The sequence below is a fragment of the Segatella copri genome, assembly GCF_009494835.1.
GTDB classification, from domain to species: Bacteria; Bacteroidota; Bacteroidia; order Bacteroidales; family Bacteroidaceae; genus Prevotella; species Prevotella copri_F.
In genome coordinates this window covers 31108-55551 of record NZ_VZBE01000055.1, presented here as the reverse complement: position 1 = coordinate 55551, position 24444 = coordinate 31108, and the positions used below count along the sequence as shown (strand labels likewise).

The 24444-nt window shown below is 43.3% G+C and carries 20 protein-coding genes; 5 read left to right on the top strand and 15 right to left on the bottom strand.

Features of this window, described 5'->3' with window-relative positions; translation table 11 throughout:
- Nucleotides 1-10: 10 nt before the first annotated feature.
- The 3 genes from F7D47_RS07590 to F7D47_RS07580 all read left to right on the top strand — a co-directional run bounded on the left by F7D47_RS07590 (nt 11) and on the right by F7D47_RS07580 (nt 3739).
- The gene (locus F7D47_RS07590; RefSeq protein WP_153086098.1) at nt 11-1402 is read left to right on the top strand and encodes a hypothetical protein; all 1392 of its coding nucleotides are present in this window, start codon (nt 11-13) and stop codon (nt 1400-1402) included.
- 93 nt (nt 1403-1495) lie between these two features.
- A complete protein-coding gene (locus tag F7D47_RS07585) occupies nt 1496-2650 on the top strand; it encodes a family 16 glycosylhydrolase (protein ID WP_153086097.1) in 1155 nt (384 codons plus the stop codon).
- A gap of 192 nt (nt 2651-2842) precedes the next feature.
- The gene (locus tag F7D47_RS07580) at nt 2843-3739 is read left to right on the top strand and encodes a DMT family transporter (protein ID WP_153086096.1); all 897 of its coding nucleotides are present in this window, start codon (nt 2843-2845) and stop codon (nt 3737-3739) included.
- 34 nt (nt 3740-3773) lie between these two features.
- Here F7D47_RS07580 and F7D47_RS07575 read toward each other — a convergent pair whose 3' ends face one another.
- The 9 genes from F7D47_RS07575 to crcB form a co-directional block, all read right to left on the bottom strand.
- On the bottom strand, nt 3774-5093 hold the full coding sequence (locus tag F7D47_RS07575) for a DUF4861 domain-containing protein (RefSeq protein ID WP_367379482.1): 1320 nt from the start codon (nt 5091-5093) through the stop codon (nt 3774-3776).
- A 120-nt stretch (nt 5094-5213) separates the two neighbouring features.
- Nucleotides 5214-5960, bottom strand: coding sequence for a peptidylprolyl isomerase (locus F7D47_RS07570; RefSeq protein WP_022120299.1), 747 nt, complete (start codon nt 5958-5960; stop codon nt 5214-5216).
- A 130-nt stretch (nt 5961-6090) separates the two neighbouring features.
- Nucleotides 6091-6450, bottom strand: a complete 360-nt coding sequence (locus F7D47_RS07565; protein ID WP_118190275.1) for a hypothetical protein — start codon at nt 6448-6450, stop codon at nt 6091-6093.
- A gap of 171 nt (nt 6451-6621) precedes the next feature.
- Nucleotides 6622-7476 carry an HAD family hydrolase gene (locus F7D47_RS07560; RefSeq protein ID WP_022120297.1) on the bottom strand — a complete coding sequence of 285 codons (855 nt, stop codon included), beginning with the start codon at nt 7474-7476 and terminating at the stop codon, nt 6622-6624.
- Nucleotides 7477-7674: 198 nt separating this feature from the next.
- The gene (dnaK, locus tag F7D47_RS07555; protein ID WP_117586402.1) at nt 7675-9579 is read right to left on the bottom strand and encodes a molecular chaperone DnaK; all 1905 of its coding nucleotides are present in this window, start codon (nt 9577-9579) and stop codon (nt 7675-7677) included.
- 330 nt (nt 9580-9909) lie between these two features.
- On the bottom strand, nt 9910-10941 hold the full coding sequence (gene recA / locus F7D47_RS07550; RefSeq protein ID WP_022120294.1) for a recombinase RecA: 1032 nt from the start codon (nt 10939-10941) through the stop codon (nt 9910-9912).
- 19 nt (nt 10942-10960) lie between these two features.
- Nucleotides 10961-12202, bottom strand: a complete 1242-nt coding sequence (locus F7D47_RS07545) for a saccharopine dehydrogenase family protein (RefSeq protein WP_006848470.1) — start codon at nt 12200-12202, stop codon at nt 10961-10963.
- 37 nt (nt 12203-12239) lie between these two features.
- Nucleotides 12240-12848, bottom strand: a complete 609-nt coding sequence (locus F7D47_RS07540; RefSeq protein ID WP_022120293.1) for a DUF6621 family protein — start codon at nt 12846-12848, stop codon at nt 12240-12242.
- Between the two features lie 224 nt (nt 12849-13072).
- Nucleotides 13073-13453: a fluoride efflux transporter CrcB gene (gene crcB / locus F7D47_RS07535; protein WP_144151266.1), complete on the bottom strand. Its 381-nt coding sequence runs from the start codon at nt 13451-13453 to the stop codon at nt 13073-13075.
- Between the two features lie 1153 nt (nt 13454-14606).
- Here crcB and F7D47_RS07530 point away from each other — a divergent pair.
- Complete coding sequence (locus F7D47_RS07530) at nt 14607-16781, top strand: TonB-dependent receptor (protein ID WP_228113399.1); 2175 nt, start codon at nt 14607-14609, stop codon at nt 16779-16781.
- Nucleotides 16782-16794: 13 nt separating this feature from the next.
- On the top strand, nt 16795-19956 hold the full coding sequence (locus F7D47_RS07525) for a glycoside hydrolase family 2 TIM barrel-domain containing protein (protein WP_153086094.1): 3162 nt from the start codon (nt 16795-16797) through the stop codon (nt 19954-19956).
- 437 nt (nt 19957-20393) lie between these two features.
- Here F7D47_RS07525 and F7D47_RS07520 read toward each other — a convergent pair whose 3' ends face one another.
- The 6 genes from F7D47_RS07520 to F7D47_RS07495 form a co-directional block, all read right to left on the bottom strand.
- Nucleotides 20394-21209 carry a hypothetical protein gene (locus F7D47_RS07520; protein WP_153086093.1) on the bottom strand — a complete coding sequence of 272 codons (816 nt, stop codon included), beginning with the start codon at nt 21207-21209 and terminating at the stop codon, nt 20394-20396.
- Nucleotides 21210-21930: 721 nt separating this feature from the next.
- Nucleotides 21931-22146: a hypothetical protein gene (locus F7D47_RS07515; RefSeq protein WP_022120289.1), complete on the bottom strand. Its 216-nt coding sequence runs from the start codon at nt 22144-22146 to the stop codon at nt 21931-21933.
- 12 nt (nt 22147-22158) lie between these two features.
- On the bottom strand, nt 22159-22635 hold the full coding sequence (locus tag F7D47_RS07510) for a DUF3990 domain-containing protein (RefSeq protein ID WP_118190282.1): 477 nt from the start codon (nt 22633-22635) through the stop codon (nt 22159-22161).
- Nucleotides 22632-22847, bottom strand: coding sequence for a DUF3791 domain-containing protein (locus F7D47_RS07505; RefSeq protein ID WP_153082927.1), 216 nt, complete (start codon nt 22845-22847; stop codon nt 22632-22634). Before F7D47_RS07505 ends, F7D47_RS07510 begins: the two co-directional genes overlap by 4 nt.
- 59 nt (nt 22848-22906) lie before the next feature.
- The gene (locus F7D47_RS07500; protein WP_153086092.1) at nt 22907-23734 is read right to left on the bottom strand and encodes an ADP-ribosylglycohydrolase family protein; all 828 of its coding nucleotides are present in this window, start codon (nt 23732-23734) and stop codon (nt 22907-22909) included.
- Entirely contained in the window at nt 23728-24435 is a 708-nt protein-coding gene (locus F7D47_RS07495; RefSeq protein WP_153086091.1) for a hypothetical protein, read from the bottom strand. The genes F7D47_RS07500 and F7D47_RS07495 overlap by 7 nt, the downstream gene beginning before the upstream one ends.
- Nucleotides 24436-24444 lie beyond the last annotated feature (9 nt).

Below are 24444 nucleotides of genomic sequence, written 5' to 3'. Positions count from 1 at the left end.
TTTCAGCAATATGAAAAAGATATTTCGAAATATGGCTTATGCTCTTCTGGGTGGATTGATGCTCAGCGCATGTTCTGCAGAGGAGTTCTCTGGTGCCAACGGTGAGTTGCCTAATGTAGCCGACTTTGCCGACAACTTCAAGATTGATGTAGACCAAGAGACCAACACAGCCAACTTTTCTTTTGGTGGTGCAGAGGGAGTAAGCCCGGTATGGGTGATAGATGGTGCCTATTCTTCTGCTTTCAACCTCTCTAAGTATTATCGCAAGAAGGGTACTTACGATGTGGAGTGCTTTGTGAAGAATCGCAATGGTATTAGCAAGGAGAGCGTCAAGAAGCAATTCACGGTGGAGAAAACCAAGATGAATGGCTTCGCAGGTTTCGTAGAGGATAGTGAGTTTAATCTCTTCAAGAGAATTACCTTCCCTGAAAAACCTTCTGCTGGCTATTATGCTCCAGGATGGACCCAAATTGCTGACCCGGTTTGTAGCTACAGCAAGGGATGCTATACATTGAAGCTCCCTAAGGCAACTACCGAGCGTTGGCAAGCTCAGGTTCCTTTCAAAAACTTAGGTATCTCTACTAGCGCAGATAAGCATTATGACTTCTCTTGCATCATTACATCTGCCAAGGGACATAATGCCGTTAAAGTGAAACTTTGTGATTCTGGCGCAGGTGGTGATGACATCATTCTCTTTGACTCTAAGGATGTAAATACCGGTCTTGAGGCAGGAGAGCCTAAGTGTATTTTCGGCTCAGACCTCGAAGGTAAGGATATTCAAAACCTGAAGGTGGTATTCGACTTTGGTGGAAATCAGGCTGATGATGAAATCATGATAGAAAGTCTGGTGTTAAAAGATCATGCCAACGATGACGGTACTGTGGTTCCGGTAGAATTGAAGGTGCCATTCGACTATAATACAGCTGGAAACCTTTGGAAGGATGTAGATGAGAATCAGTCATTCGTAAACACCAATTGGTTTGGTGATGCAGGATGGGCACCTATCGAGTGTACTCCTGTTGTCAAGCATGAGGGTAACAAGCATTCTATCGTGATACCTGTAGAAACTCCAGCTGAGCAGTGGCACGCACAATGGGCTTTGACAGAAGTTCCTGTCGCTATCAAGATGGGACAGAAAGTTGATTTCTCTTGTAAAGTAAAAACTTCTGCTCCGTTACCTCTTGCAACCTTTAAACTTTGTGATACAGGCAATGATGATAGCTTCTTGTTTGCTGATATGTATACTGATATACAAGGTGAATATGTTGTCCGTTATGATGATGCCGTGATTAAAGGTAAGAATCCTGGAGATATGGCCAAAATAAAACTTGTAATGGACTTTGCCGGTGCTCCTAAGGATGCAGAAATAACTGTCAGCGATATCGTTTTGATTGTGAAATAGGCTTTAGGTTTTATAGGTTTATATAGAATTATACAGGAGCTGCTCCTATAAATAAGTAAGTAGGAGTGGCTCCCTTTCTAAATTTTAAATGACATGAAATTCTTGAAAATATTTTCCTTCCTTCTCTCGCTTATGCTGCTTTCTTGCAGCAGCAGCTCTTCTGACGGCGATGGAGAGGTGACGATATCCTGCTCTCCTACGCGCATAGATGTTCCTGCCAAAGGCGGTACTTATAAAATCATGATTGTGGCTTCTGAAGGAGGTTGGGAAGCGAGAGCATCCTTCCCTGGAGAAGGTCCTACGGCAAATGTATACCCTTGGTTTAAAGTGAGTGCCAGCGGTAATAACAAAGCTATGGGTATGGTAACTGTAGATGTGGAAGAGAATAAATCGTCTGTAGCTCTTGACGGAAGTGTCGAGATTTCATTAGAGGATAAGAAGGTATCGGTGCCAGTGCATCAGGCTGGAAAACAGGTTACTCCTATTGAAGGGGGCGAAATGGTGATTCCGGAAGGTTACGAACTGGTTTGGAATGATGAGTTTAATGAAGGCTCAGAGTTGAATAGTACCGACTGGCGTCATGAGGTGCAGAAGTCGGGCTGGGTGAATAATGAACTTCAGAATTATGTGAATGGCTCTGCTGATGGCAAACGCGTAACAGAAATTGCAGATAACCGGCTTTACATCAACTGTTTCAAGGGCAGCAACGGCAAGATTTATTCGGGTCGCGTATATGCTCACGAAACCCAGGGCTGGCTTTACGGTATCTTCGAAGCTCGCATCAAATTGCCTAAAGGTAAGGGCACATGGCCTGCTTTCTGGATGATGCCTTGCAACAATGATTTCGGAGCAAATCCTTGGCCTAAATGTGGCGAGATTGATATTATGGAAGAGGTAGGCGTTAATCCTAACTATACTTCTTCGTCGCTCCATACTGAGAAGTTTAATCACGTGATGAAAACTCAGATTACTAAGGAACGCCAGACTGCGGGTGCTGAAGACGGTTTCCACGTTTATCGCCTTGAGTGGACTCCTGATTATATCAAGACCTATGTGGATGGTAAGGAACTGCTCAATTTCAACAATGATGGTAAAAATGATGTGGGTTCATGGCCTTTCAATAAACCATTCTATGTTATCCTCAACCTGGCTTGGGGCGGTGATTGGGGCGGCATGAAGGGTGTTGACGAAAGCGCCCTCCCTGTTCAGATGGAAGTGGATTACGTGAGAGTATTCCAGAAAAAATAAGGCTTGATTTTTTTAACTATATAAATAATAAGGTCTTAGGAGAAGTCGTATCTGCACTTACTCCTAAGACTTTTTCTTTTGTTCTAATTTCGCTCTTTTTATTGTCTTTTTCTGCTTTTCTTGCTTACAATTTGCTCATTTCGAATAAAAGTTATAATTTTGCAGCATAATTTCAAAAATCAGGAAAATAGAATGAAACAGAATAATAGTAATTTATTATATCATCTTGTGGCTTTTGTCACCGTAGCCATCTGGGGAACCACCTTTGTATCTACCAAGGTGCTGATGCTGAACGGACTTTCGCCAGCACAGATTTTTACGCTCCGTTTCAGTATCGCATACATGATGATGCTGATGGTGAATCATAAGCGGATGTTTGCTGATAGCTGGAAGGATGAGTTTAAAATGGCGATGCTGGGTATTACGGGCGGTTCGCTCTATTTCCTGAGCGAGAACGAGGCGATGAATTATACCACAACTACCAATACATCGCTCATCGTATGTTCCTGTCCGCTTTTTGCTACCTTGCTGGTTCGTCTGGTTTATCGCCATTCTTCGCGCATCAACATGGTACAGCTGTTGGGCTCTCTGCTCGCTTTTGTAGGTATGATTATCGTGGTACTGAATGGCAGATTCGTGCTGCATCTGTCGCCTGTAGGTGATGCCTTGGCTTTTACGGCATGTATGAGCTGGGCTGTCTATTCGCTCCTGATGAAATCGGTATCGGGCGATTATGGCGCAGCTTTTATTACCCGCAAGGTCTTCTTCTATGGTGTGCTTACCATCTTGCCTTATTATCTTATCATCCCTGGCTGGCCGGCATGGGATGTGTTTACGAAACCTCAGGTGGTGGGTAATCTCTTGTTTCTGGGCTGTTTGGCATCCATGATATGTTTCCTTACCTGGAACTGGTGTATCTCTAAGCTGGGTGCCGTGAAAGCTACCAACTGGGTTTATTTCAATCCTATCACCACTATGATTTTCGCCTCTCTGGTATTGGACGAAAAGATTACTCCTTACTTCCTGGCAGGTGCCTGCTGCATCCTGGCAGGTATGTATATTGCGGATAGAATGACGAAGTCGGAATAAAAAATGACGAAGTCGGAATAAAAAAAAGTTTCCTCTATTTAGAGGAAACTTTAAGTGGGTTTCTTAGTGCATCGAGGTAGTCCTTGATGCGAATCTGCCATTCTGCATAGCTTCTCACATCATATTTACTCCAGGCTGCACCAAAATAGTAGCTGTATCTTTCTCCGTCTTTCAAGCCTCGTTTCAAGCCGAGTGCATGACCGGTAGCACCATCGTGCTTCTCATCGAAGAGCTGGTAGTAGGTATTGTCAACACCATAAGGGAAGAGAACGCCTACGTAAACCTGCGAATTGTTTACTTCGATATTGTCTGTTGGATCGGCATAACTTACATAATCCTTTGCGAAAGTCTTGGTTTCGGTATCCTCTTCGTGGATAGGGAAACCGGTAGCAAAATCGGTAGGGGTAGTCAGTCCGTCATACCATACGGTCATCTTGTTGAAATTGCTGCCCTTGTCGAGCGAGATGATACGGTGTTCTACCACATTCTTCATATCGCCTACGGTAGATGGATTGTAAGTCAATTCTACGGTAAAGCGGAGAGGACCATTGTCCAGAATCTTATAATCCTTATAGCAGTAAGGCAATACCTGATTCTTGCCAACCATCAGACTAGGAGCGCCCAAACCGAGTGTGGCGCCTACACGATACGGATCCTGTCCGTTTCCATGATCCAGATGGAAGGAGGTGATGATATCCAGTTCACGTGATTCTGCCCACAGAGCCTTAGCCTGTTCTGTGAGTTTTGCTGCTTTCGCCTTATTCTTTTCGTTTTTAGCCAGTTTCTCAAGTGCTCTTGCCTTTGCATCAATCTTATCGCCCTTGATATTTCCGTTCATATCCTTGATGTATCGGTCGTAAACCACGTTATCCGGTGTATTCTTAACCCAGATATCGGTACCGAAAGAACGTTCTCCGCTGCGCTGTAGGGCAGGGCCGTAAACGCGATAAGCACAACGGTCATTTTCCCAGGCAAGATCGTCTTTGCGCATCTTATAGAGCGCTCCTGTAGCCCAAACTTTCTGTGGATAAGGCTTGCCAATGCTTACATAATAGGTGGCAGAGCCATGTGGACGTACGCTGGCATCAATCAGGAGATTACCGTCATAAGTAATCTGTGAACCGATTTGCTGACCTTTCTTGTTCTTTACGATGTAAGCTTCGCCTTTCTTAGGTGTAGCATTACCCAATTTAGCCTTTATCTCGCTCATGCTGAGGGAGATGAGCTCAGTGCGCTGTGCAGCTGTAGGATTGCTTACTGTGATGGTAGCTTGCTGTGCATAGCTGTAGTTAGAACTTGCCAATGCCAAGAGCATCATGATGCTCTTTACCATTTTGCTTTTCATTTTTTCCATATTGATTTGTCTTTTTGTGTAATACGAATGAATAGTTGATATTACTTATATAATATTTGTTCAGGTTTTTATTAGGCGTTCCGCCGGATTTACTGTCCGGCGGAGCGTTATGGAAATTTCTTATTCCTCAATGACTGAAATCTGCATAGAAACATCCTCTTTTGGGCGATCGCCACGCAATGTTTCGCAGTTCTGAATCTTTTCTACGATGTCAAGTCCTTCCTCCACTTCACCGAAAACGGTGTATTGGTTATCGAGGAAAGGTGTTCCGCCTACTTCAGTGTAAGCCTTCTGCTGCTCTTCGGTAAACTTAGGATAGCCCTGCTCCTTGCAGCGCTTCTTGGTTTCATCCACCAGTTCATCCTGGAGTTTCATCAGCCCCTCACGGTCGCGGTTGCGGCGGAAGTTCATGATTTCATCATGATGTTCTTTGGCAAGCTGGTTGAAGATGTTCTGCTCCATCTGCATGCCCATCTGCTTCTCCATCTGCTTCAGTTCATTCTGCTTGTAGGTCTTTCCCCATACAATATAGAACTGGCTACCGCTGCTCTCTCGTTCTGGGTTTACCTCATCTCCCAAACGGGCTGCGCTCAAGGCTCCACGCTTGTGGAAAAGTTGTGGATAAACGAACTCGGCAGGGATGGTATAGTCAGGACCACCTGTGCCCAGCATCTTGCCTTTAGGAGCGCCTTTGCTGTCTGGATCGCCGCCTTGAATCATAAAATCCTTGATGACACGATGGAAGAGAGTGCCGTCAAAATATCCCTCCTTTGCCAACTTCAAGAAGTTGTCACGATGCTGAGGTGTCTCGTCGTAGAGGCGTACCTTGATGTCGCCCTCTGATGTCTTTATCAATACTTTAGCCATAATCGTTTAATTAAATGTTGAATGTTGAGTGTTGAATGTTGAGTGATGAATGTTGAGTGTTGAGTTATATCTTGCTTTTGGCTAGCATAGCCCATTGTGCAATTCAACATTTAACAATCAACATTCAGAATTATTTATAATACTCATTCCACTCCTTCATAGCCTCCTGCCAGTCGGTCTGTTCACCGCTGGCTACAGCTTCCTTCTGTCTCTCTGCCTCGTCGCGAGCCTTGTCTCTTGCACGCTTAGCCTTCATTGCCTCGATGGTGGCATCGTCGAGAATCTGAATGGCGCCACGCTTGATGGCTGCCTGCAACTCCTCTTCTCCGAAAGCCTTGCCAGGCTCATTGAAGTCAGAGATATTGAATTCATAATCCACGCGAAGGTCGTGGCGTATCATTTTCTGTTGTAAACGGTTGCCTGCGTTCTTGAGGCGCAGCAACTTGCCGATTTCCTTGATTTCTCCTGCTGAGTATTTGTTTCTTCCCATTAATATGATTTGATATTATTATTTTTGCGTGCAAAATTAAGCATAATCCTCGATAAAACCAAGAAAAGTTTCAAGGAATTCACAAAAGAATCTCTTTCTCCCTTTACTTTCTTGCCCTTTTTACCCTTTTATCTTTTTACTTTTTTACCTTTTTACCCTTTTACCTTTAAATCACTTCCATGCCTTCTTCTGGTTCAGCTCTATCAGACGGTCGAATTCAAAGTCGGCTTTGATTTTATCCAATATTCTCTTTACGATGATATTCATCACGCTTCCTTTGCTGTAGTTGGCAGAGCACATGAAGTTTACCCGTCCCTCCTTAACAAGCTGGCAGGCAGTCTTCTGTTTATCCTCGTTATCATATACGGCAATCGAGTGACCGCCATGTTCCTTTACCATCTTCATGCAAGGCACATCGGTTTCTCCATCTCCGAAGTATATCATTCGGGGGAAAGGGATAGGGCGCTTTTCGTCGGGGATATACTGGTTCACTCTTCTGTTGTCGCTCACCTGTTTGATACCCTTGTTGATTTTGAAGAGGAATTGCGTTTTGGTAGTATAGTCTACGGCTACGGCTGGCCAATAGGCGATTCCCTCCTTGTTGTAGAGAAAGGAGCAGGCGTAGATGTTCTCAAATTCCTGGGCGATAGGTGTGCCCTCTATCATCTCCTTCAGTCCCGAGGAGTTGATGTAGTGCTTTACGTCCAGTCCGATACTGTTGCCATATTCATTCACGAGCGAAAACCATTGTTTTACGCCGCGGAACAGTTCTACATCCTTGCCGAATTTCTGAAAAGATTCCCGGGTGAGCGAGATATTGTTCTTCTTGGCTTCGTCGAGCATCAGATACATATAGGTCAAAATGCCGTTGGCATCCTTACCCTCTGCAAACTTTCTGTTTTTCTCCCAGAACTCGTCTTTTGTCTTGCCTGTAGCCTGTATGAATCCAAACTCCTGCATATTGCCCGGTGACAGTGTGCCGTCGAAATCATAAACCAGCGCTACCTGTGGTCTCTTCTTTGCCATATCTCGTTCTCCTTTCTTTTATATTTACCCTAAACTGTCTATCTCTTTCGGGGATGTTTTTCTCCCTTAATTTGCAAATATACATAATTTTCAGCGAATTAGCAAACTATTGGGATATAAAAAAATATAATGAAACAAAAAAGGCGTACAAAACTCATTTCTGAGCATTGTACGCCTTTATTATAATATTAATCTGTATTACTTAACCTCTTCGAAATCAGCGTCTTGTACATCCTGAGCGCCATCATTGCCGCCCTGTGCCTGCTGACCACCCTGTGCACCCTGAGGACCTGCCTGCTGGCCGCCCTGATACATCTGCTGGGAAGCAGCCTGCATGACGGTGTTCAAGTTGTTGATAGCTGAATCGATAGCTGCAGCATCACCAGCCTTGTGAGCATCCTTCAACTGCTGCAATGCCTGCTCGATACCTGGCTTCTTGTCTGCAGGAATCTTATCACCGTTATCCTTCAGGAAGTTCTCGGTGGTGAAGATCATGCTGTCAGCCTGGTTCATCTTGTCAATCTTCTCGCGCTCAGCCTTATCAGCAGCAGCGTTCTGCTCTGCCTCAGCCTTCATGCGGTTGATCTCGTCCTCGCTCAAGCCAGATGAAGCCTCGATGCGGATGCTCTGCTCCTTACCGGTAGCCTTATCCTTAGCTGAAACGTTCAAGATACCGTTGGCATCGATATCGAAGGTAACCTCAATCTGAGGAACACCACGGCGAGCTGGAGCAATACCTGTCAGGTTGAACTGGCCGATGCTCTTGTTCTGAGCTGCCATTGGGCGCTCACCCTGCAATACGTGGATGGTAACCTCTGTCTGGTTATCAGCTGCTGTAGAGAATACCTCGCTCTTCTTGCAAGGGATAGTTGTATTGGCATCGATGAGCTTAGTCATCACACCACCCATAGTCTCGATACCGAGAGTCAATGGAGTAACGTCGAGCAATACGATGTCACCAACACCCTCTTCCTTGTTCAGGATGGCACCCTGGATAGCTGCACCTACTGCAACAACCTCATCTGGGTTAACACCCTTAGAAGGCTCCTTGCCGAAGTAGTTCTTAACGAGTGTCTGAACGGCTGGGATACGGCTTGAACCACCAACCAGGATAACCTCGTCGATATCTGATGTAGAGAGCTTAGCGTCACGAACGGCATTCTGGCAAGGTACCAAGCAAGCCTGAATCAGGTTGTGAGCCAACTGCTCGAACTGTGCACGGGTCAAAGTCTTAACCAAGTGCTTTGGCATACCGTCAACGGCTGTGATGTATGGCAAGTTGATTTCGGTAGATGTAGAGCTTGACAACTCAATCTTAGCCTTCTCAGCAGCCTCCTTCAAACGCTGCATAGCCATAGGGTCCTTGCGGAGATCTACGCCTTCCTCAGCCTTGAAGCCATCAGCCAACCAGTTGATGATTACCTGGTCGAAGTCATCACCACCCAGGTGAGTATCACCATTGGTAGAAAGTACCTCGAATACGCCGCCACCGAACTCCAGGATAGAGATATCGAATGTACCACCACCCAGGTCGAATACGGCAATCTTCATATCCTTGTTAGCCTTGTCAACACCGTAAGCCAAAGCTGCGGCTGTAGGCTCATTTACGATACGCTGAACGTTCAAACCTGCAATCTGACCTGCCTCCTTAGTAGCCTGACGCTGTGAGTCAGAGAAGTAAGCAGGAACTGTGATTACTGCATCTGTAACCTCCTGACCGAGATAATCCTCTGCTGTCTTCTTCATCTTCTGGAGAACCATTGCAGAAATCTCCTGTGGAGTATATTTGCGACCCTCGATTTCAACACGTGGATAACCACCCTCGTTTACTACTGTGTAAGGCATTGCCTCAGCTTCCTTCTGGCTCTGAGCGTATGTCTCACCCATGAAACGCTTGATAGAATATACAGTGTTCTTAGGGTTTGTGATGGCCTGACGCTTAGCAGGATCACCTACCTTGCGATCACCATCCTTAACGAAACCTACTACTGATGGAGTAGTACGCTTACCTTCACTGTTAGCGATTACAACTGGTTCGCTACCTTCGAAAACGGCAACACAACTGTTTGTGGTACCCAAGTCAATTCCAATTACTTTTCCCATAATTATATCTTTTTTTATTTTTATCGTTATTAATATGTTATTTATCTCATGAACTGCTGGCTAATGGAAGTCTGCCGAAGATATGCATCTGTCGGGAACCTCTCTATTCAGCGTTCACGCTTTTCGTCATAACAAAGCATGTGCCAAGGGATTGTAAAATTTAAAGTGGCTGACAAGGTGTCAGATAATGCTGACAAAATAAAAGGAATCAAGATATGGGAGGCGATAAAATGTCGCATTCTCCCTATCTTGATTCCTGTAATATGATTGAGAAATCTTTCTTTTCAGATAAAGCTCCTATATATAATAAGGTGTAAACCTTATCTGGCTTTATTTCTGTTCCTTAGCAGCAAGTGCTTCGCGAACCTTAGCTTCCAGTTCATCGAGAAGTTCAGGGTTATCCTTGAGCAAAGCCTTGCAGGCATCGGCACCCTGTCCGAGTTTAGAACCGCCATAGCTATACCAGCTGCCGCTCTTTTCGATGATATCGTTGGCTACAGCCAGACCGAATACTTCACCGGCACGGCTTATGCCTTCGCCAAACATGATGTCGAATTCAGCCTTGCGGAAAGGAGGAGCAACCTTGTTCTTTACTACCTTTACGCGAACCAGGTTACCTACTACCTCATCGCCATCCTTGATGGCTGTTGCCTTGCGGATATCCAAACGCACTGATGCATAGAACTTCAAAGCATTACCACCGGTGGTTGTCTCTGGGTTACCGAACATTACACCAATCTTCTCGCGCAACTGGTTGATGAAGATGCAGGTAGTGTTGGTCTTGCTGATGGTAGAAGTGAGCTTGCGGAGAGCCTGACTCATCAATCGAGCCTGAAGACCTACTACATTGTCACCCATATCGCCTTCGATTTCCTTCTTAGGAGTCAAGGCTGCTACAGAGTCAACAACTACGATGTCTACAGCAGCAGAACTGATCAGCTGGTCTGCAATCTGCAACGCCTGCTCACCATTATCTGGTTGTGAAATCCACAAGTTATCAACATCAACGCCCAATTTAGCCGCATAGAAACGGTCGAAAGCGTGCTCTGCATCAATGAAAGCAGCGATACCGCCAGCCTTCTGCGCCTCTGCGATGGCGTGGATAGCCAATGTTGTCTTACCAGAAGATTCCGGACCGTAAATTTCGATGATACGTCCCTTAGGATAACCGCCTACGCCCAGTGCATTGTCGAGAGCGATACTGCCTGTAGGGATAACTTCGATGTTCTCAACGTGCTCATCGCCGAGTTTCATGATAGAGCCCTTACCGAAGTCCTTTTCTATCTTTGCCATGGCTGCCTGAAGAGCTTTCAGCTTGCCTTCATTGGGATTCAATTTTCCCTCTTGCATTTCTTTTGCCATATCTTATTTAGTTTAAAGTTTAGTCAATTTCCAAATCGCCATCAAACACCTCGTGCCATGGCAGTCCCTGCTTGTTCAACTGCTCCATGAATGGATCTGGGTCGAACTCCTCTACGTTCCATACGCCTGGCTTCTTCCAGATGCCCTTGAGGAACATCATGGCACCAATCATGGCTGGCACACCGGTGGTGTAGCTTACGCCCTGCATACCGGTTTCGTTGTAAGCCTCCTGGTGCTTGCAGTTGTTATAAACGTAGTAGGTGCGCTCCTTGCCATCCTTCTTACCACGGATGCGGCAACCGATAGATGTTTCGCCGTCATAGTTCTCACCGAGATCCTGTGGGTTAGGCAATACGGCCTTGAGGAACTGCAGAGGAACAATCTTCACCTTGGCTGTCTTGCCTGAACCATCTGCCAATGGAGCCTCGTACTCGATTTCGTCGATGCGGCTCATGCCGAGGTTCTGGATGCAGTCGAGGTAGGTGAGATACTGCTGACCGAAGGTCATCCAGAAGCGTGCCTCCTTGATGGTAGGGTAGTTCTTCACCAGGCTCTCCAACTCCTCGTGGTGCATCAGATAGCTCTCGCGAGGACCGATGTTAGGGTAGGTGAGAGGCTTGTGGATAGAGAGAGGGTCGGTTTCAATCCATTCGCCATCCTTATACCAGAGTCCCTTCTGGGTAATCTCGCGGATATTGATTTCTGGGTTGAAGTTGGTTGCGAAAGCCTTGTGATGGTTACCGGCATTACAATCCACGATGTCGAGCACCTCAATCTCATCGAAGTGATGCTTGGCTGCATAAGCGGTGAAGATGCCTGATACACCTGGGTCGAAACCGCAGCCGAGGATAGCGCAGAGACCAGCCTGTTCGAACTTATCCTTGTATGCCCACTGCCATGAGTACTCGAAGTGAGCCTCGTCCTTAGGCTCATAGTTAGCGGTATCCATGTAGTTGCAACCGCAAGCCAGACAGGCATCCATGATAGTGAGATCCTGGTAAGGCAAAGCGAGGTTGATGACAAGCTCAGGCTTGTAGCTATTGAAGAGAGCCTTCAACTGCTCAACGTCGTCGGCATCCACCTCAGCTGTCTGAATATCCATCTTGTAGCCCTTGGCATGGATATCCTTAACCAGCTTATCGCATTTTTCCTTGCGACGGCTAGCAATCATAAACTCGGTGAAAACGTCCTGGTTCTGGACGATCTTGAAGGCAGCCACGGTAGCCACGCCACCTGCGCCAATCATAAGTACTCTACTCATTTATAATCTTATTTTTTTATGTTTATTATTTTAATGTTTATTTTATTTCATCTGCCGAAATCCCCAGGGCATTCATGAGCGAATAACCGAGAATCTCCTGTCTGAAGTTGCCGCCTGGCATGGGCTGCATGGCAAAGAGGGTGATGCGCTTGTCGTCGTCATCTACCTTACGGAGTATCTCGCGGAGTCGGTCGTAAGCATCTCCATCCTCAGAATTTGGGATTACCATCACTCGCTTCACCTCCTTGGCGTTGCATACGGTGCGTGCCACATCTACGAGGAAGTCATCCTTGCCTACCATCTTCTCCTCTGTAGGATAAGAAGAGATGATGAATTCTCCGAGCTTATCATCCTTGAAAGCCTGAGCGTTCAGATCCTTCTCATAGTTGGCAGGGCGGAAGTTCTTCATCGCCATCGATTGCTTGTCGTGGATAAGCACAACCTGTGTCTCGTGCTCGCCCTCTCTCAGACCTCCGTCAAGGGCAATGCAGACTGCCCATTGTGCCATATCGGCTGGTTGGATGCGACGGTTAATCATTCGTTCGAAGTTGACTATCAGGTCGAAAGCCACTCGGTCGATATAGTCGGCATCAGCGATAATTACATTCTCGCTCCATTTTATGTTGTTTGTATCTAATGTATTCATTGGTGCAAAAATTAAGCAAACGAGCATGATGAAAGCTTGCTTTCAAATTGTCGAATGCAGATTATTTCTGCAAATTTACGAATAAATTTCGTAATTAAGGCATTTTGGAAATATAAAATAATAAAAAAGATAGTATTTTCATCATTTCTTCATCTGATGGAATACTATCTTCAGTATATTTTTCGGCAATCCGGGCTCTTCTTCTTTCTGTTCTCCGAAGTCTTTTATGCGATAATCTTCGCCAGATAATGTCCGGCGAGAACGGCGATAAGTCCCAGCGCCAGACTTCCGAAGAGATAGAGCATCATATAGACATAATTCTCTTCTTTCATCAGTCCTGCTCCCTCGTTCATAAAGGTAGAGAAGGTAGTGAATCCTCCGCAGAATCCCGTGGTGAGCAGCAGTTTGGCAGATGGCGACATCCATCCCCCTTCCCGCCAGTTCAATCCCGAGAGGAACCCGATGATGAGGCATCCCGCCACATTTACCGCCATCGTTCCGAACGGAAAGGCAATCACCGTGCAGGATTGCACCAACTTTGAAATCCAATATCTCATGCCGCCTCCGAAGAAGCTGCCGATGCTTACTATCAATACTTCTTTCATCTCCTTATATAATATATGTATAATAATTTGGTGCAAAAGTACGGGTTTTATTTCTACTGACAAAAAAATTTTTGGAAAAAAGATAATCCTTTTCTTAATTTTTCCCTCTATTCTTTCTTTTAAGGGATAAATAGAAGCAGGGAATAGTTCTTCTTGCTTATTAATGTTTTTATATAAGAGACACAGAGGCTTGGCAACCATCTATATATCTTGGATGGTTGCTGAGACAAAATCCTCATGTGAAATATGCAATGTTAGAAAAGACTCTGCTGTTTCGTATCTTCGATAACGTATCCAGTAAGTGCCTTGGGCTTGTTGTCTGGCTGCATTGGACCGAAAAATACAGCTTGAACTTGCGCCGCAGGTTGAGAAAAAGAGCAGAGATGAAAACAAATAAGCAACAAATAACGTAAAAACAGATGTTACTTCTAAAGGGCTACAGATTAAAGATTCGTGCCAACAAGTAAGAATATATTGAAATCTGATAAACGCTCCGGTCATTATCATTAAAATTTGATAATATTTGTTATTTTTTGGGGGGGTAAGATTTAAGTCTTAACTTTGCAATCGTTTTCACGCCTTACCTTAATTGACGAATGCCGAGTGAGAAAGACGGGAAGGACAAGCATATTGGAAATGGCGTTTACAAGCGCACTTGGTTATACACACACTTGGATTCTATAAAATATCTAAATAATATCATAATATCAAAATAATATCAAACCAGGATCAGGAATATACAAGGCAGTTATAGACCGCCCAATAGATTATTAAAATAGCAAACTTATTATCAACTACACCAGAATAGTTCCATTAGTAGGATATAACGTATAGTAAAATTTCATAATTATCTTAGAGGTAACAAAGTGTATTCCACTACTGGCTTGTATAGGATGTTTTAGGAGTTCAGGATTGTTTGACTGAGTAGCTCGTACTGCACCAACGCCGTTTCCCTTATGTATGTGTTCAGTAGTTTATTTGGTCCGTATAGGTGCAACGGACATAAAGCGTAATTGCATGTATGGTTGAAATAAATCCATTATGTATTTAGCGTTTTTAATGTTTTAAAGTCATGAGAAGAGAACTTTTACTCTTATCTTGTTGCGTGGTCATCCCAAGCATTTGTAGTGCTCAAGAGAAGTCAGACACTACAATGGTAGAAAAGAAAGCAGAACGCAATGTGATGCTCAATGCATCCGATGCCAATGCACCTCGTTACATTCAGATAGGTCTTCCAAGTGAAGATGTAAATGTGTACGAGAACGGATTACCTGTCGTTTATTCTTCTTACATCCATCCTCTATCTGCTCATTGGAGAAGTGACGGAAGCTTGGCTGAAGTAGGATTGATGAACCCGCAGGAATCAGCCATAGCTACAGGAAACATTGCTTATTCAGTGAACAGTTTCAGCGACTTAGGCAGTGATACGTTCAAGGGTATTTTGAATTACAAAGGCAACCATTATGGTATGCATCAGTTTGATTTGAACGTTTCAGGACCTCTGGCTAAAGGCTGGACTTATGCTTTGAATATGTATCAAAACTTTGATCCAGGAACCTTTGACTTGAAGTTTACCAACTATAATGACCGTACCCAGATTTATAAGGGTGCCCTGACAAAGCATTGGGGAAACAGAGGTCAGTTGTCTTTTCTCTACAAGTTCTCAAACAGTCAGCGTATGGGTACCGTAACCTGTTTTGCACCATTTATCTATCACACTGATGGTAATGTGACAGAATTGGATGGCTTTAAATTGGGTACATCTTCATACGTTCCAGCTTCTCAGAACTTCATGTACCGTGATATGAAGACAGGTGAAGTGAAAAACACTACTATCAATGATTGGAACAAGAACAAATCTCACGAATTTGCTGTATTATTCAAATGGGATTTAGGTAATGCATGGAACTTGGATACAAAGGCTAAATATACCTGGGCTGATGCTAACTATGCCGACTTTGGCGGCAGTTCCATCATGAATGTCAAAGATGGAAAGGTTGAGGGTAATACGAATACGTATTATGACAAGAATGGAAAGCTTTATACAGGTATGATGGATGGTCGAAGAATCTGGTTTCATACTGCAAAGGCAAAATCTTTCCTTCTCACCTCTGAGGTGATGAGAAACTATGGCCAGCATAATCTTAAAATAGGTCTCAACGAGTGGAACTTTGACTTAAACTACTGGTCTGCGTCAACACAATGGGATGCCAGTGTAAAGGAGTATCCAGAGTTTCTATCACATTCCACGGTTTCAGACCCGACTGCAAGAATAACTTATTATGGGTTCAATGAGATTTCAACAGACTATGCTAACGGTAATGAGAATAAGTTAGCAGGATATTTCACAGACGAATGGCGTCCTATTGAAAGCCTTCGTTTCTTCTATGGTGCACGCTTGGAGTGGTGTCGTATGTCTGTAGACCAGTTGCCGTATGCACGATTTGCAGACATGTATGTCGGTGCAACCAATGCAGACGGTGTAACCATTACACCACAGCACAGAACAAAGAATAAGCTCAATTATGCATTTACAGTTTCGGCTACATGGTCCTTCTATAAAGGTATGGGACTCACCGCTGACTTCACTCAAATGGAACGCTCTCCTCGCATGACAGATTATGCCAATATGGGACCACAGGACCTGCGTCTCCGCATTCCATTGCTCCGTGGCGGTATATACTATCGCAATAAGTGGATTGATGTTACATCAATGATAACCTGGATTCAGAAGACGAACAATACAGACCAGCAGGATATAACCAAACCTGGCACTAGTATTTCAAAGACAACATCATTAAATTATAGCATTCAGACTGTTGGATGGACAACCAATGTGGAACTTGATCCATTCAAGGGTGCGCATCTTCATGCCCTCTTTACTTATCAGAAACCAACATACAAGGACTATTCTGTGACAGTAAAGTTTGATGATGGTGAGACCGCAGACTTAAACGCCACTGGTAACATTGTCAAGGAAATACCACAGATACTGATTGAGCTTGACCCAAGTTATACCTTTTACAAGGATAAGATGACTGTATGGGGCAGTTTCAGATATTTTGGAAAAACGTATGCTAACCTTTCAAATGCCCTTTGGTTTAACGGCCATTGGGAAACTTTCGCAGGTGTGAAATGGAATGCTACCAACAAATTATCATTCAACCTTGGTGTAGTCAACTTCCTGAACCAAAAAGGTGCCAGCGGTACAATATCCGGCTCAGAGCTTATTGGTCCGGAAGAAGCCAAGCGATTCAATGGCTACGTAATGTCCGGACGCTATCTTCGTCCTTTCACTGTTGAGTTTGGAGCAAGTGTAAAACTATAAATACCTATTGATTATGAATAAATTATGCAATTTTATGGTACTTTTTATGGCTTTGTCAGGTAATGTATATGCCCAGAAGACAGAACCATGGAATGACCCTTTGGTGAACAACATCAATCGTAACGAGCCTGTTTCTGATTTCTTCGGCTATGAGAATAAGGAACTGTCTGACAGAAATGACAAGAAGCTTTCAAAGAGATTCTTGTCTATTGAAGGAATTTGGAAATTCAATTGGGTGCAGAATGCCAATGAGCGTCCTTTAGATTTCTATTCACTCAATCTTGATGATTCTAATTGGGGTAAGATGCCAATTCCTGGATGTTGGGAGTTGAATGGCTATAGCGTGCCAGTCTATACCAACTATAGATATGAGTGGGAAAATGAATGGGAATCAAATCCTCCTTATGTGCAGGATCTTGGCAACTACGTCGGATCTTACCGACGTAAGATTGTAATTCCTGAGAATTGGAATGGTGACAATATAATACTGCACATCGGCGAATTTTCCAGCAATATCAACCTATATGTAAATGGAAAGTTTGTTGGCTATGCTGAAGACAATAAGGTTGCTGCGGAATTTGACATCACTAAATATGTAGAACCAGGAAAAGAGAATCTGATAGCCATGCAGCTGATGAGATGGTGCGATGGCTCTTATTTTGAGGATCAGGACTATTGGAGACTTCGCGGTATTGCCAGAGAGAACTATATCTATGCTCAGCCGAAGTCACATATTAAGGACTTGAACGTAACCTCTTCCTTGTCCGATAATTATAAAGACGGTATCTTTGCCATTCATTTTTCTACAGAATCATGTGATGGAAAGAATGTTCTGGTAGAATTGATAGACAAGAAAACTGGCAATACGGTTTTTGAAAGAAAGCAACAGTTACAGGGTGGCAGTTCAACTGTAGAGTCAACCATTCAGAATGTAGCCAAATGGACAGCAGAAACACCGAATTTGTACACACTCAGAGCGACACTGATGGATGGAGATAAAGTATTGGAAGTCATTCGCCAAAATGTCGGTTTTAGAAAGATCGAAATCAAGGGAAAACAGCTCTTGGTAAATGGACAGCCTGTTCTTATCAAGGGTGTGAACCGTCATGAGATAGATCCTGATGGAGGATATGTTGTCAGTGTTGAGAACATGATTCGTGACATAAAGGTTGCCAAGCAATTAAACATCAACGCTATACGCACCAGCCACTATCCAAATGACCCACGCTGGTATGATTTGTGTGATGAATATGGTATTTATGTCATGGCTGAGGCAAATCTGGAAAGCCACGGAATGGGATTTGCTAAAGAGACTCTGGCTAAAAATGAGTTGTTCAACAAGACACATATTGAGCGTAACATGCACAATGTGAAGGTTCTCAAAAACCATCCTTGTATCATTATGTGGAGTCTTGGCAACGAAGCAGGTTATGGTAAGAACTTTGAGGATGCCTACGATTGGGTAAAGGCATATGACAGTTCTCGTCCAGTACAATACGAAATGGCATGTTCAACAGGCAAGCATGATGAAACCCGTCCTGTTGAGTCATACGAGTTGGCTGGTCTGAAGGCTGGCAAGACTGACATCTTCTGTCCTATGTATGCTGATTACGACAGTTGTAGAGCATATCTGGAAAAGAACTATTGTGACAAACCTCTTCTTCAGCAGGAGTATGCCTATGCCATGGGTAATTCTATGGGTGGATTCAAGCAGTATTGGGATTTGGTCCGTCAGTATCCTCAGTATCAGGGTGGTTTTATCTGGGATTTTGTTGATCAGGGTCTGCGCGACAAGAGCAAGATAACTGGTAATCAGATCTATGCCTATGGCGGTGATTATGGTCGTTTCCCTATGTCTGACGAGAACTTCAACAACAATGGCTTGGTTAGTCCGGACAGAAGACCAAATCCTCATGCTTACGAAGTGAAATACTTCCATCAGAACATCTGGAGCAAACTTGAGAACAAGGTCAAGGGTAAAGTCTCTGTATTCAACGAGAACTTCTTTGTTCCGTTGAATAACGTAAATCTCGTATATTCAATAGAGGTAGAGGGAAAAAGTATGGCAAATGGTTTAATCAACCTTGGCAAATACAATATTCTTCCTCAGACAAGCAAGACCATTGCAATTCCTGGATATGCAAAGATAGTTGCTAACAAGAAGTACAGAGGAAAGGAAAAGACACTGACTCTTTCGTACAAATTGAACAGTGATTCACATCTTCTAAGTAAGGATGAAGAAATCGCCCACCAGCAGTTTGTGATTAGCGACTATAAGTTCCCTGTATTGAATACCTCTGAAACAGCCAAAGTCAAGGCTGTAGATCATGCCAAGTATCTCGTTCTTTCTGCCAATGGTGTGGATGTTACCATCAGTAAGGCAACAGGACTTGTTTCTTATTTGGATGTTGACAAAACACCGATGCTTGTAAGAGGATTTGATTTGACTCCAGACTTCTGGAGAGCATGCACAGACAACGATTTTGGTTCACATATGACAACATTAAGTGCAGCATGGAATAAGCCAAGTATGGAACTGAAGAATTTTACCCGTAAGGAGAATGGTTCTGTTGTTGCCGAGTTGTATCTCAAAGAAACAGAGTCTACACTGACTCTTACTTATACATTGAATAATAATGGAGAACTGACTGTTGAACAAGATCTGAAGGTAAATCCTGATGCGGAGAACAAGCCAAATCTTCTACGCTATGGAATGGAATTGCAGATGCCTAAGGAGTTTGATAGAGTTGAATTCTACGGAAAGGGTCCTAACGAGAATTATGCAGACCGTAACAATTCTGACAGATTGGGCATTTATACCCAGTTGGTAAAAGATCAGTATTATCCATACGTCCGTCCACAGGAGTCTGGCAACAAGACACAGGTAAGATATTGGAAGGTTCTGACAAAAGACAATAAAGGTCTGGAGTTTTTCTCCAATGAGCCAATGGAGTGTTCAAGCCTGAACTATCTGACTTCAGATCTTTACCGCGGACCGGTAAAGAACCAAGAACATTCTGGAGACCTTGTACCACGAGACTTTACCTCTGTACACATTAGTCAGAGACAGATGGGATTGGGATGTATCGATACATGGGGCTCATTACCTATTGAGAAATATATGCTTCCTTATCAGGACTATGCATTCAAATTCGTGATTCGTCCTGTACGATAACCGAATAGTTCTCACTCTGAGAAATATCTCGACTTTTGCTCCAGGAGTATATACCTTTAGGACAGCGTGTGAAAGCATTCACTGTATCGATGATGCCAAGGGTACACCATGTATTAATAATGTTGCAACTTTCTAACATTATATAAAACTATTCATTTTTGTCCGCAATTCCAAGAATTTGGTTTTGCGGACATTTTGTTATTATACAGGAAATGGCTTTGTAAAACGCTTATTTTCTAATACTGCACAAAAGGATTCTTTCTTGACTATGAAGGCAAAAAATATTACTCCTCGGGTTCCAGAAGATACCTTCTCAGCAGTTGTCACTAGGCTCAGTAGCTTTGCTGAGCCTAGTGGCAACACCTTGTTCTTATCATATCAATCCTCTCTTCTTGAATTCTTTAATCATAGCCTATATAGCTATTCTTGCAATGTCTTTATTCTTTTATAAATTCAACTTCTGTTGTTAAAGTTCGTGTGCCACCAGCCTTTAGTTCTGGTGTGTTTATTCGGATGTCGCAATCTATGACATAAACCACTCCATCATGGCCACGAAAAACATTCTCGTTGTGCATATCACTTAGGTATATATCTGGTGTGGAGTATGTCCAATTTCTGGGATTCACCAGTTTAAATCCAATACGTTCCGTATACTCTTCAATGTCTTCTTCGGTCATTTGGCTACCTTGAAAGAAAGTTTGGGTAACAATAATCATAAAGTCGCCCATAGAGTTTCTACCGAATCCCAATACAAACATCTTGGTTTGTTCAAAGTAAGCATTGTGTAACGAAATTCTGTCCAAAGCAAAAATTGGCTGTATGAAATAGTCAAGGCCGATTACTTTTAGTACAGAATTACCGTTATCATATACAATAGCTTCACCGCCTTGCGCTAATTTATCGCCCAAGGTTTGGTTGTATACGCTAGTGTCATCTACCCAGCATCCTGTCTTTTTAGCCCAACTTTCTATGCGTTTTTCTTGGACCTTTCCAAGTTGCTGTTCTCTTTTGAAACTGTGCTCTGGCGCAGAGAGTTGATCTGTGCCAACTTCTGCTCCCGCGAGTAAGGATGCAATAACATGTATTGTTCCCCCTTTAACGCAGCCAAGCTGCTCTGACGGTGAAAATCGTTTATATAAGATCTTTCCAGTACTGAATTGTTCTGCATAATCATCTAATTTTGCTAGACCTTCAGATGTAAATCCTTCATTGATTATGTCACTGATGGACATCCAAAAATCATGGTTTGTCATAAATTATATTGTTTGATAAATTCTATTGGTGGCAAAGTTATAGTTTTTCTTCGATAACACCAAATTATTTGGGCTTTATTTCGCATTTACCAGCAAATTGTTTTAATACATCTTTCATTTCCCGTTGTCCTTGAAATTACATGGCGATGTAGGAATCTCTGCGTCGGGACGTAGGAAAGATTACGTCGCCATGTAGTAAAGTCTACGTCGGGACGTAATTTTTGGGGTATCTATAAGGTATTGTATCAGATTCTTTTTAGATTTAGTGTCGAGTTTATACGCACACGAGAAAAGTTTTTTCGAAAAAAAACTTTTATGTGCAGGAAATAAATGAGGAGAAAATGCAGAAGCTGAGTGCTATTGTGACCACGATTTCTGATAAGCAGTATCATAATGATTAACTGCCTGGAGAAGGTTGTAGATAGGATTGATTTAGTAGAATGAGTTGGTTCTACTGGATGACGGAGTCGGCTCGATGGGATAAAGGAGTCAACTCAATAGGTTGATGCAAGCGTCTTCGTGGGTTGAAAGACATTACTCCTCGGGTTCCAGAAGATACCTTCTCAGCAGTTGTCACTAGGCTCAGCAGGTCTGCCGAGCCTAGTCGGCAGGTCTGCTGACTGCAGTCAGCAGCTTTGCTGAGCCTAGTTGCAACACTTTATTCTAGCCGATATTTCTCTCATATCATCCGGAAGAATAAGCTGTAGTGTGAATTAGGAATCTATGCAATTTTATTTTTCCACTCTTCTTTTACTAAATTCGCCAAATATCCATCGCTTCTGCAATGCATATCAGCAATGCCTTCATTCATCATTTGATAAATAGAAGAAGTATAAAAGAAATCTAGAGCATCTTCCAACGTAATACCTGTTTGCTCAGCAAAGATAGGTACTATGCGAGCATATTTCATTTGAAGTATTGTCTTGTTTGCTTCCATGAAAGTCCCTCCTTATATTATTTCATCTGACTGAAGAAAGTGCAGATGCTTGTTCAAAATATCTTGATTTAAAATACATATCTGGTGATTGGGATGAATAAACTTTAAGCGTTTAAGTGCTTCTTCTTTGCTGATGTTACCGGAGAAGTAAAGATCTATGGTATTGAATACCTTATCATCTGCTATACCACCTGTAACCATATCAAACTTATTTGTTTGTTTCCCAATTCGGCATAAAGCAACGAAATCTAACCACTCTTCGTTGTAGCCAATAAACTCTTTTATCTTATATTCTCTGTCTAAGTTTTCATCTAAGATGTATTGGTTAAGATATGCTTTGTCGCCCTGAAAGAGAAATCGTTGGGCATATTTCTTCGCCTGTTCGACAAGTGATGTCAGATAGAATCCTTTGCCGAAATCCAATAAATCACGAGAATGATAAATGTCTGGTGATTCTATGATGAATTTTGATGCGTGATAAACTTTCATTTCAATGCTCCTCGTTTCTTTAACAAGTTAATCAAATCGTCCATGATGTATTCCTTTCCGAAAGTATGGAGCACATCATAGCAGGGTATCATATAGCCATTTAAGATATCTGTTGACCGTAACATCTTATATACCTTACTGGCACTCATGTTCAATCGGTCGGCTAAGTTGCCAACGCAATAGGTTACGAAATCCAATTGATATTCTTGCATAATCTTACTTTTTTAATATGTATGGGGCAAAGTTAAGACTTTTCTTCGATAACACCAAATTATTTGGGCTTTATTTCGCATTTCCCTGCAAATTGTTTCAATACATCTTGCATCTCATCCGGCAGATATTCCATAGCTCTGTTCTTAATCTCTTGTGGAATACCGAATCGTGCTTCAGCGATACTGCCAACGATGGCTCCGATGGTATCGCTATCGCCGCCATGAGATATGGCTAAGCGGATAGCATCTTCGAAGGATGAGGCTTGCGAGAGGAGATAGAAGGATAATGGCACGGCATCCATGCAGGTTTCATCGAATTTGCCTTTCGGATAATCTCGTGTATCGAAATCCTCGTAATAGCTGCGGGCGATATCCTTGAAGGCTTTCATTGCCTTATCATCAGATTCTTTAGAATTCTTATCTTTACACTCCTTAGATTCTTCTGAGAATCTGCTCTTGCGGAAATGCCAGATGGCATGAGCCACGGCTTTGGCTCCCTTGATTCCTTCGGGATGGTTATGGGTAGGAAGAGCCGTTTTCTCTGCCTCTTCCAAAACCTGCGACAGGTCATCGAATAGCCAAGCCACCGGCGATACTCGCATTGCCGAACCATTGCCAAAACTATTATATGGCTGTGGATCAAGAGAACGAATCCACCCCGCGAATCTTCCGCCATACGCTCCTTTTGGAGAAGGATAGCGGCGGCACCAATCCAGCAGGCTTTCCTGATAGTTTCGCCCGTTCAGTATCGCATCAGCTATCGCCACTGTACAGATGGTATCATCGGTGAAGTCGCATCCTTCGCCGAACATCTCGAAATCATAATCAAACGTATTGTTGAACTCATATTTTGAGCCAGCAATATCTCCTATCATTGCTCCTAACATAATTTTTTCTTTTTAAATTGCCATGGCCGTGGGTCTTGGATATGCTTCCTGTCTTTTGTCAGGGTGAACCCTTTGTCGAGAAGTTCCTGATGCTCTTTTGCCTGCATCTTCTGGCCGTTTTCATCATATTTCGCCACGTTCTTGCGCACATCAGCTTCTACCTCTGCCTTTTCTTCTCCATCAACCCATTTGATGGAGAAGCCATCGAAGATGGAGGCTTGCGAATAAAGCATATCATATAATAAGGTGGAACGACTGTCGGGTGGGTTTCCATCTACAGAAAACTCACGTATCAGCAGAGATGCCCTGATGGCATCTTCGGGATGGGTGCCCTTCTCGAACGTGATGTCGATTCCTGAAACATGGTTGTGCAGAATGCCCAACTTGAAGATGCTCTTGGGAGAACCACTCTTGGGGTTGCGATGATATACGATGGGGTCTTTGATGCCACCCTCGGCCTCTTCGTGATAGTAGAACTCCACACATGTGGGTTGTACTGTTACCTGTTGGACTCCAGCAGTTACCAGGAAGTGACCGGCTAAAGCTATCTGAGCGATTTCCTTGAATTCAGAAGGGATGAATGGGGTGCCCTGATTCCCGAATGGGTGGTCTTCGTTCAGAATTTTTCTCCGTGTATCCTCACTCAAGGAAAATGATTCTAAAGTATCTTTCAAGTTCTGCATGATTTTTGCTTTTTTCAAAACCTATTT

Bases quoted from the DNA above. Each gene is read 5' to 3' on its own strand.
- F7D47_RS07590 (WP_153086098.1), top strand. From the start codon at position 11: ATGAAAAAGATATTTCGAAATATGGCTTATGCTCTTCTGGGTGGATTG.
- F7D47_RS07585 (WP_153086097.1), top strand. From the start codon at position 1,496: ATGAAATTCTTGAAAATATTTTCCTTCCTTCTCTCGCTTATGCTGCTT.
- F7D47_RS07580 (WP_153086096.1), top strand. From the start codon at position 2,843: ATGAAACAGAATAATAGTAATTTATTATATCATCTTGTGGCTTTTGTC.
- F7D47_RS07575 (WP_367379482.1), bottom strand. From the start codon at position 5,093: ATGGAAAAAATGAAAAGCAAAATGGTAAAGAGCATCATGATGCTCTTG.
- F7D47_RS07570 (WP_022120299.1), bottom strand. From the start codon at position 5,960: ATGGCTAAAGTATTGATAAAGACATCAGAGGGCGACATCAAGGTACGC.
- F7D47_RS07565 (WP_118190275.1), bottom strand. From the start codon at position 6,450: ATGGGAAGAAACAAATACTCAGCAGGAGAAATCAAGGAAATCGGCAAG.
- F7D47_RS07560 (WP_022120297.1), bottom strand. From the start codon at position 7,476: ATGGCAAAGAAGAGACCACAGGTAGCGCTGGTTTATGATTTCGACGGC.
- dnaK (WP_117586402.1), bottom strand. From the start codon at position 9,579: ATGGGAAAAGTAATTGGAATTGACTTGGGTACCACAAACAGTTGTGTT.
- recA (WP_022120294.1), bottom strand. From the start codon at position 10,941: ATGGCAAAAGAAATGCAAGAGGGAAAATTGAATCCCAATGAAGGCAAG.
- F7D47_RS07545 (WP_006848470.1), bottom strand. From the start codon at position 12,202: ATGAGTAGAGTACTTATGATTGGCGCAGGTGGCGTGGCTACCGTGGCT.
- F7D47_RS07540 (WP_022120293.1), bottom strand. From the start codon at position 12,848: ATGAATACATTAGATACAAACAACATAAAATGGAGCGAGAATGTAATT.
- crcB (WP_144151266.1), bottom strand. From the start codon at position 13,453: ATGAAAGAAGTATTGATAGTAAGCATCGGCAGCTTCTTCGGAGGCGGC.
- F7D47_RS07530 (WP_228113399.1), top strand. From the start codon at position 14,607: ATGGTAGAAAAGAAAGCAGAACGCAATGTGATGCTCAATGCATCCGAT.
- F7D47_RS07525 (WP_153086094.1), top strand. From the start codon at position 16,795: ATGAATAAATTATGCAATTTTATGGTACTTTTTATGGCTTTGTCAGGT.
- F7D47_RS07520 (WP_153086093.1), bottom strand. From the start codon at position 21,209: ATGACAAACCATGATTTTTGGATGTCCATCAGTGACATAATCAATGAA.
- F7D47_RS07515 (WP_022120289.1), bottom strand. From the start codon at position 22,146: ATGGAAGCAAACAAGACAATACTTCAAATGAAATATGCTCGCATAGTA.
- F7D47_RS07510 (WP_118190282.1), bottom strand. From the start codon at position 22,635: ATGAAAGTTTATCACGCATCAAAATTCATCATAGAATCACCAGACATT.
- F7D47_RS07505 (WP_153082927.1), bottom strand. From the start codon at position 22,847: ATGCAAGAATATCAATTGGATTTCGTAACCTATTGCGTTGGCAACTTA.
- F7D47_RS07500 (WP_153086092.1), bottom strand. From the start codon at position 23,734: ATGTTAGGAGCAATGATAGGAGATATTGCTGGCTCAAAATATGAGTTC.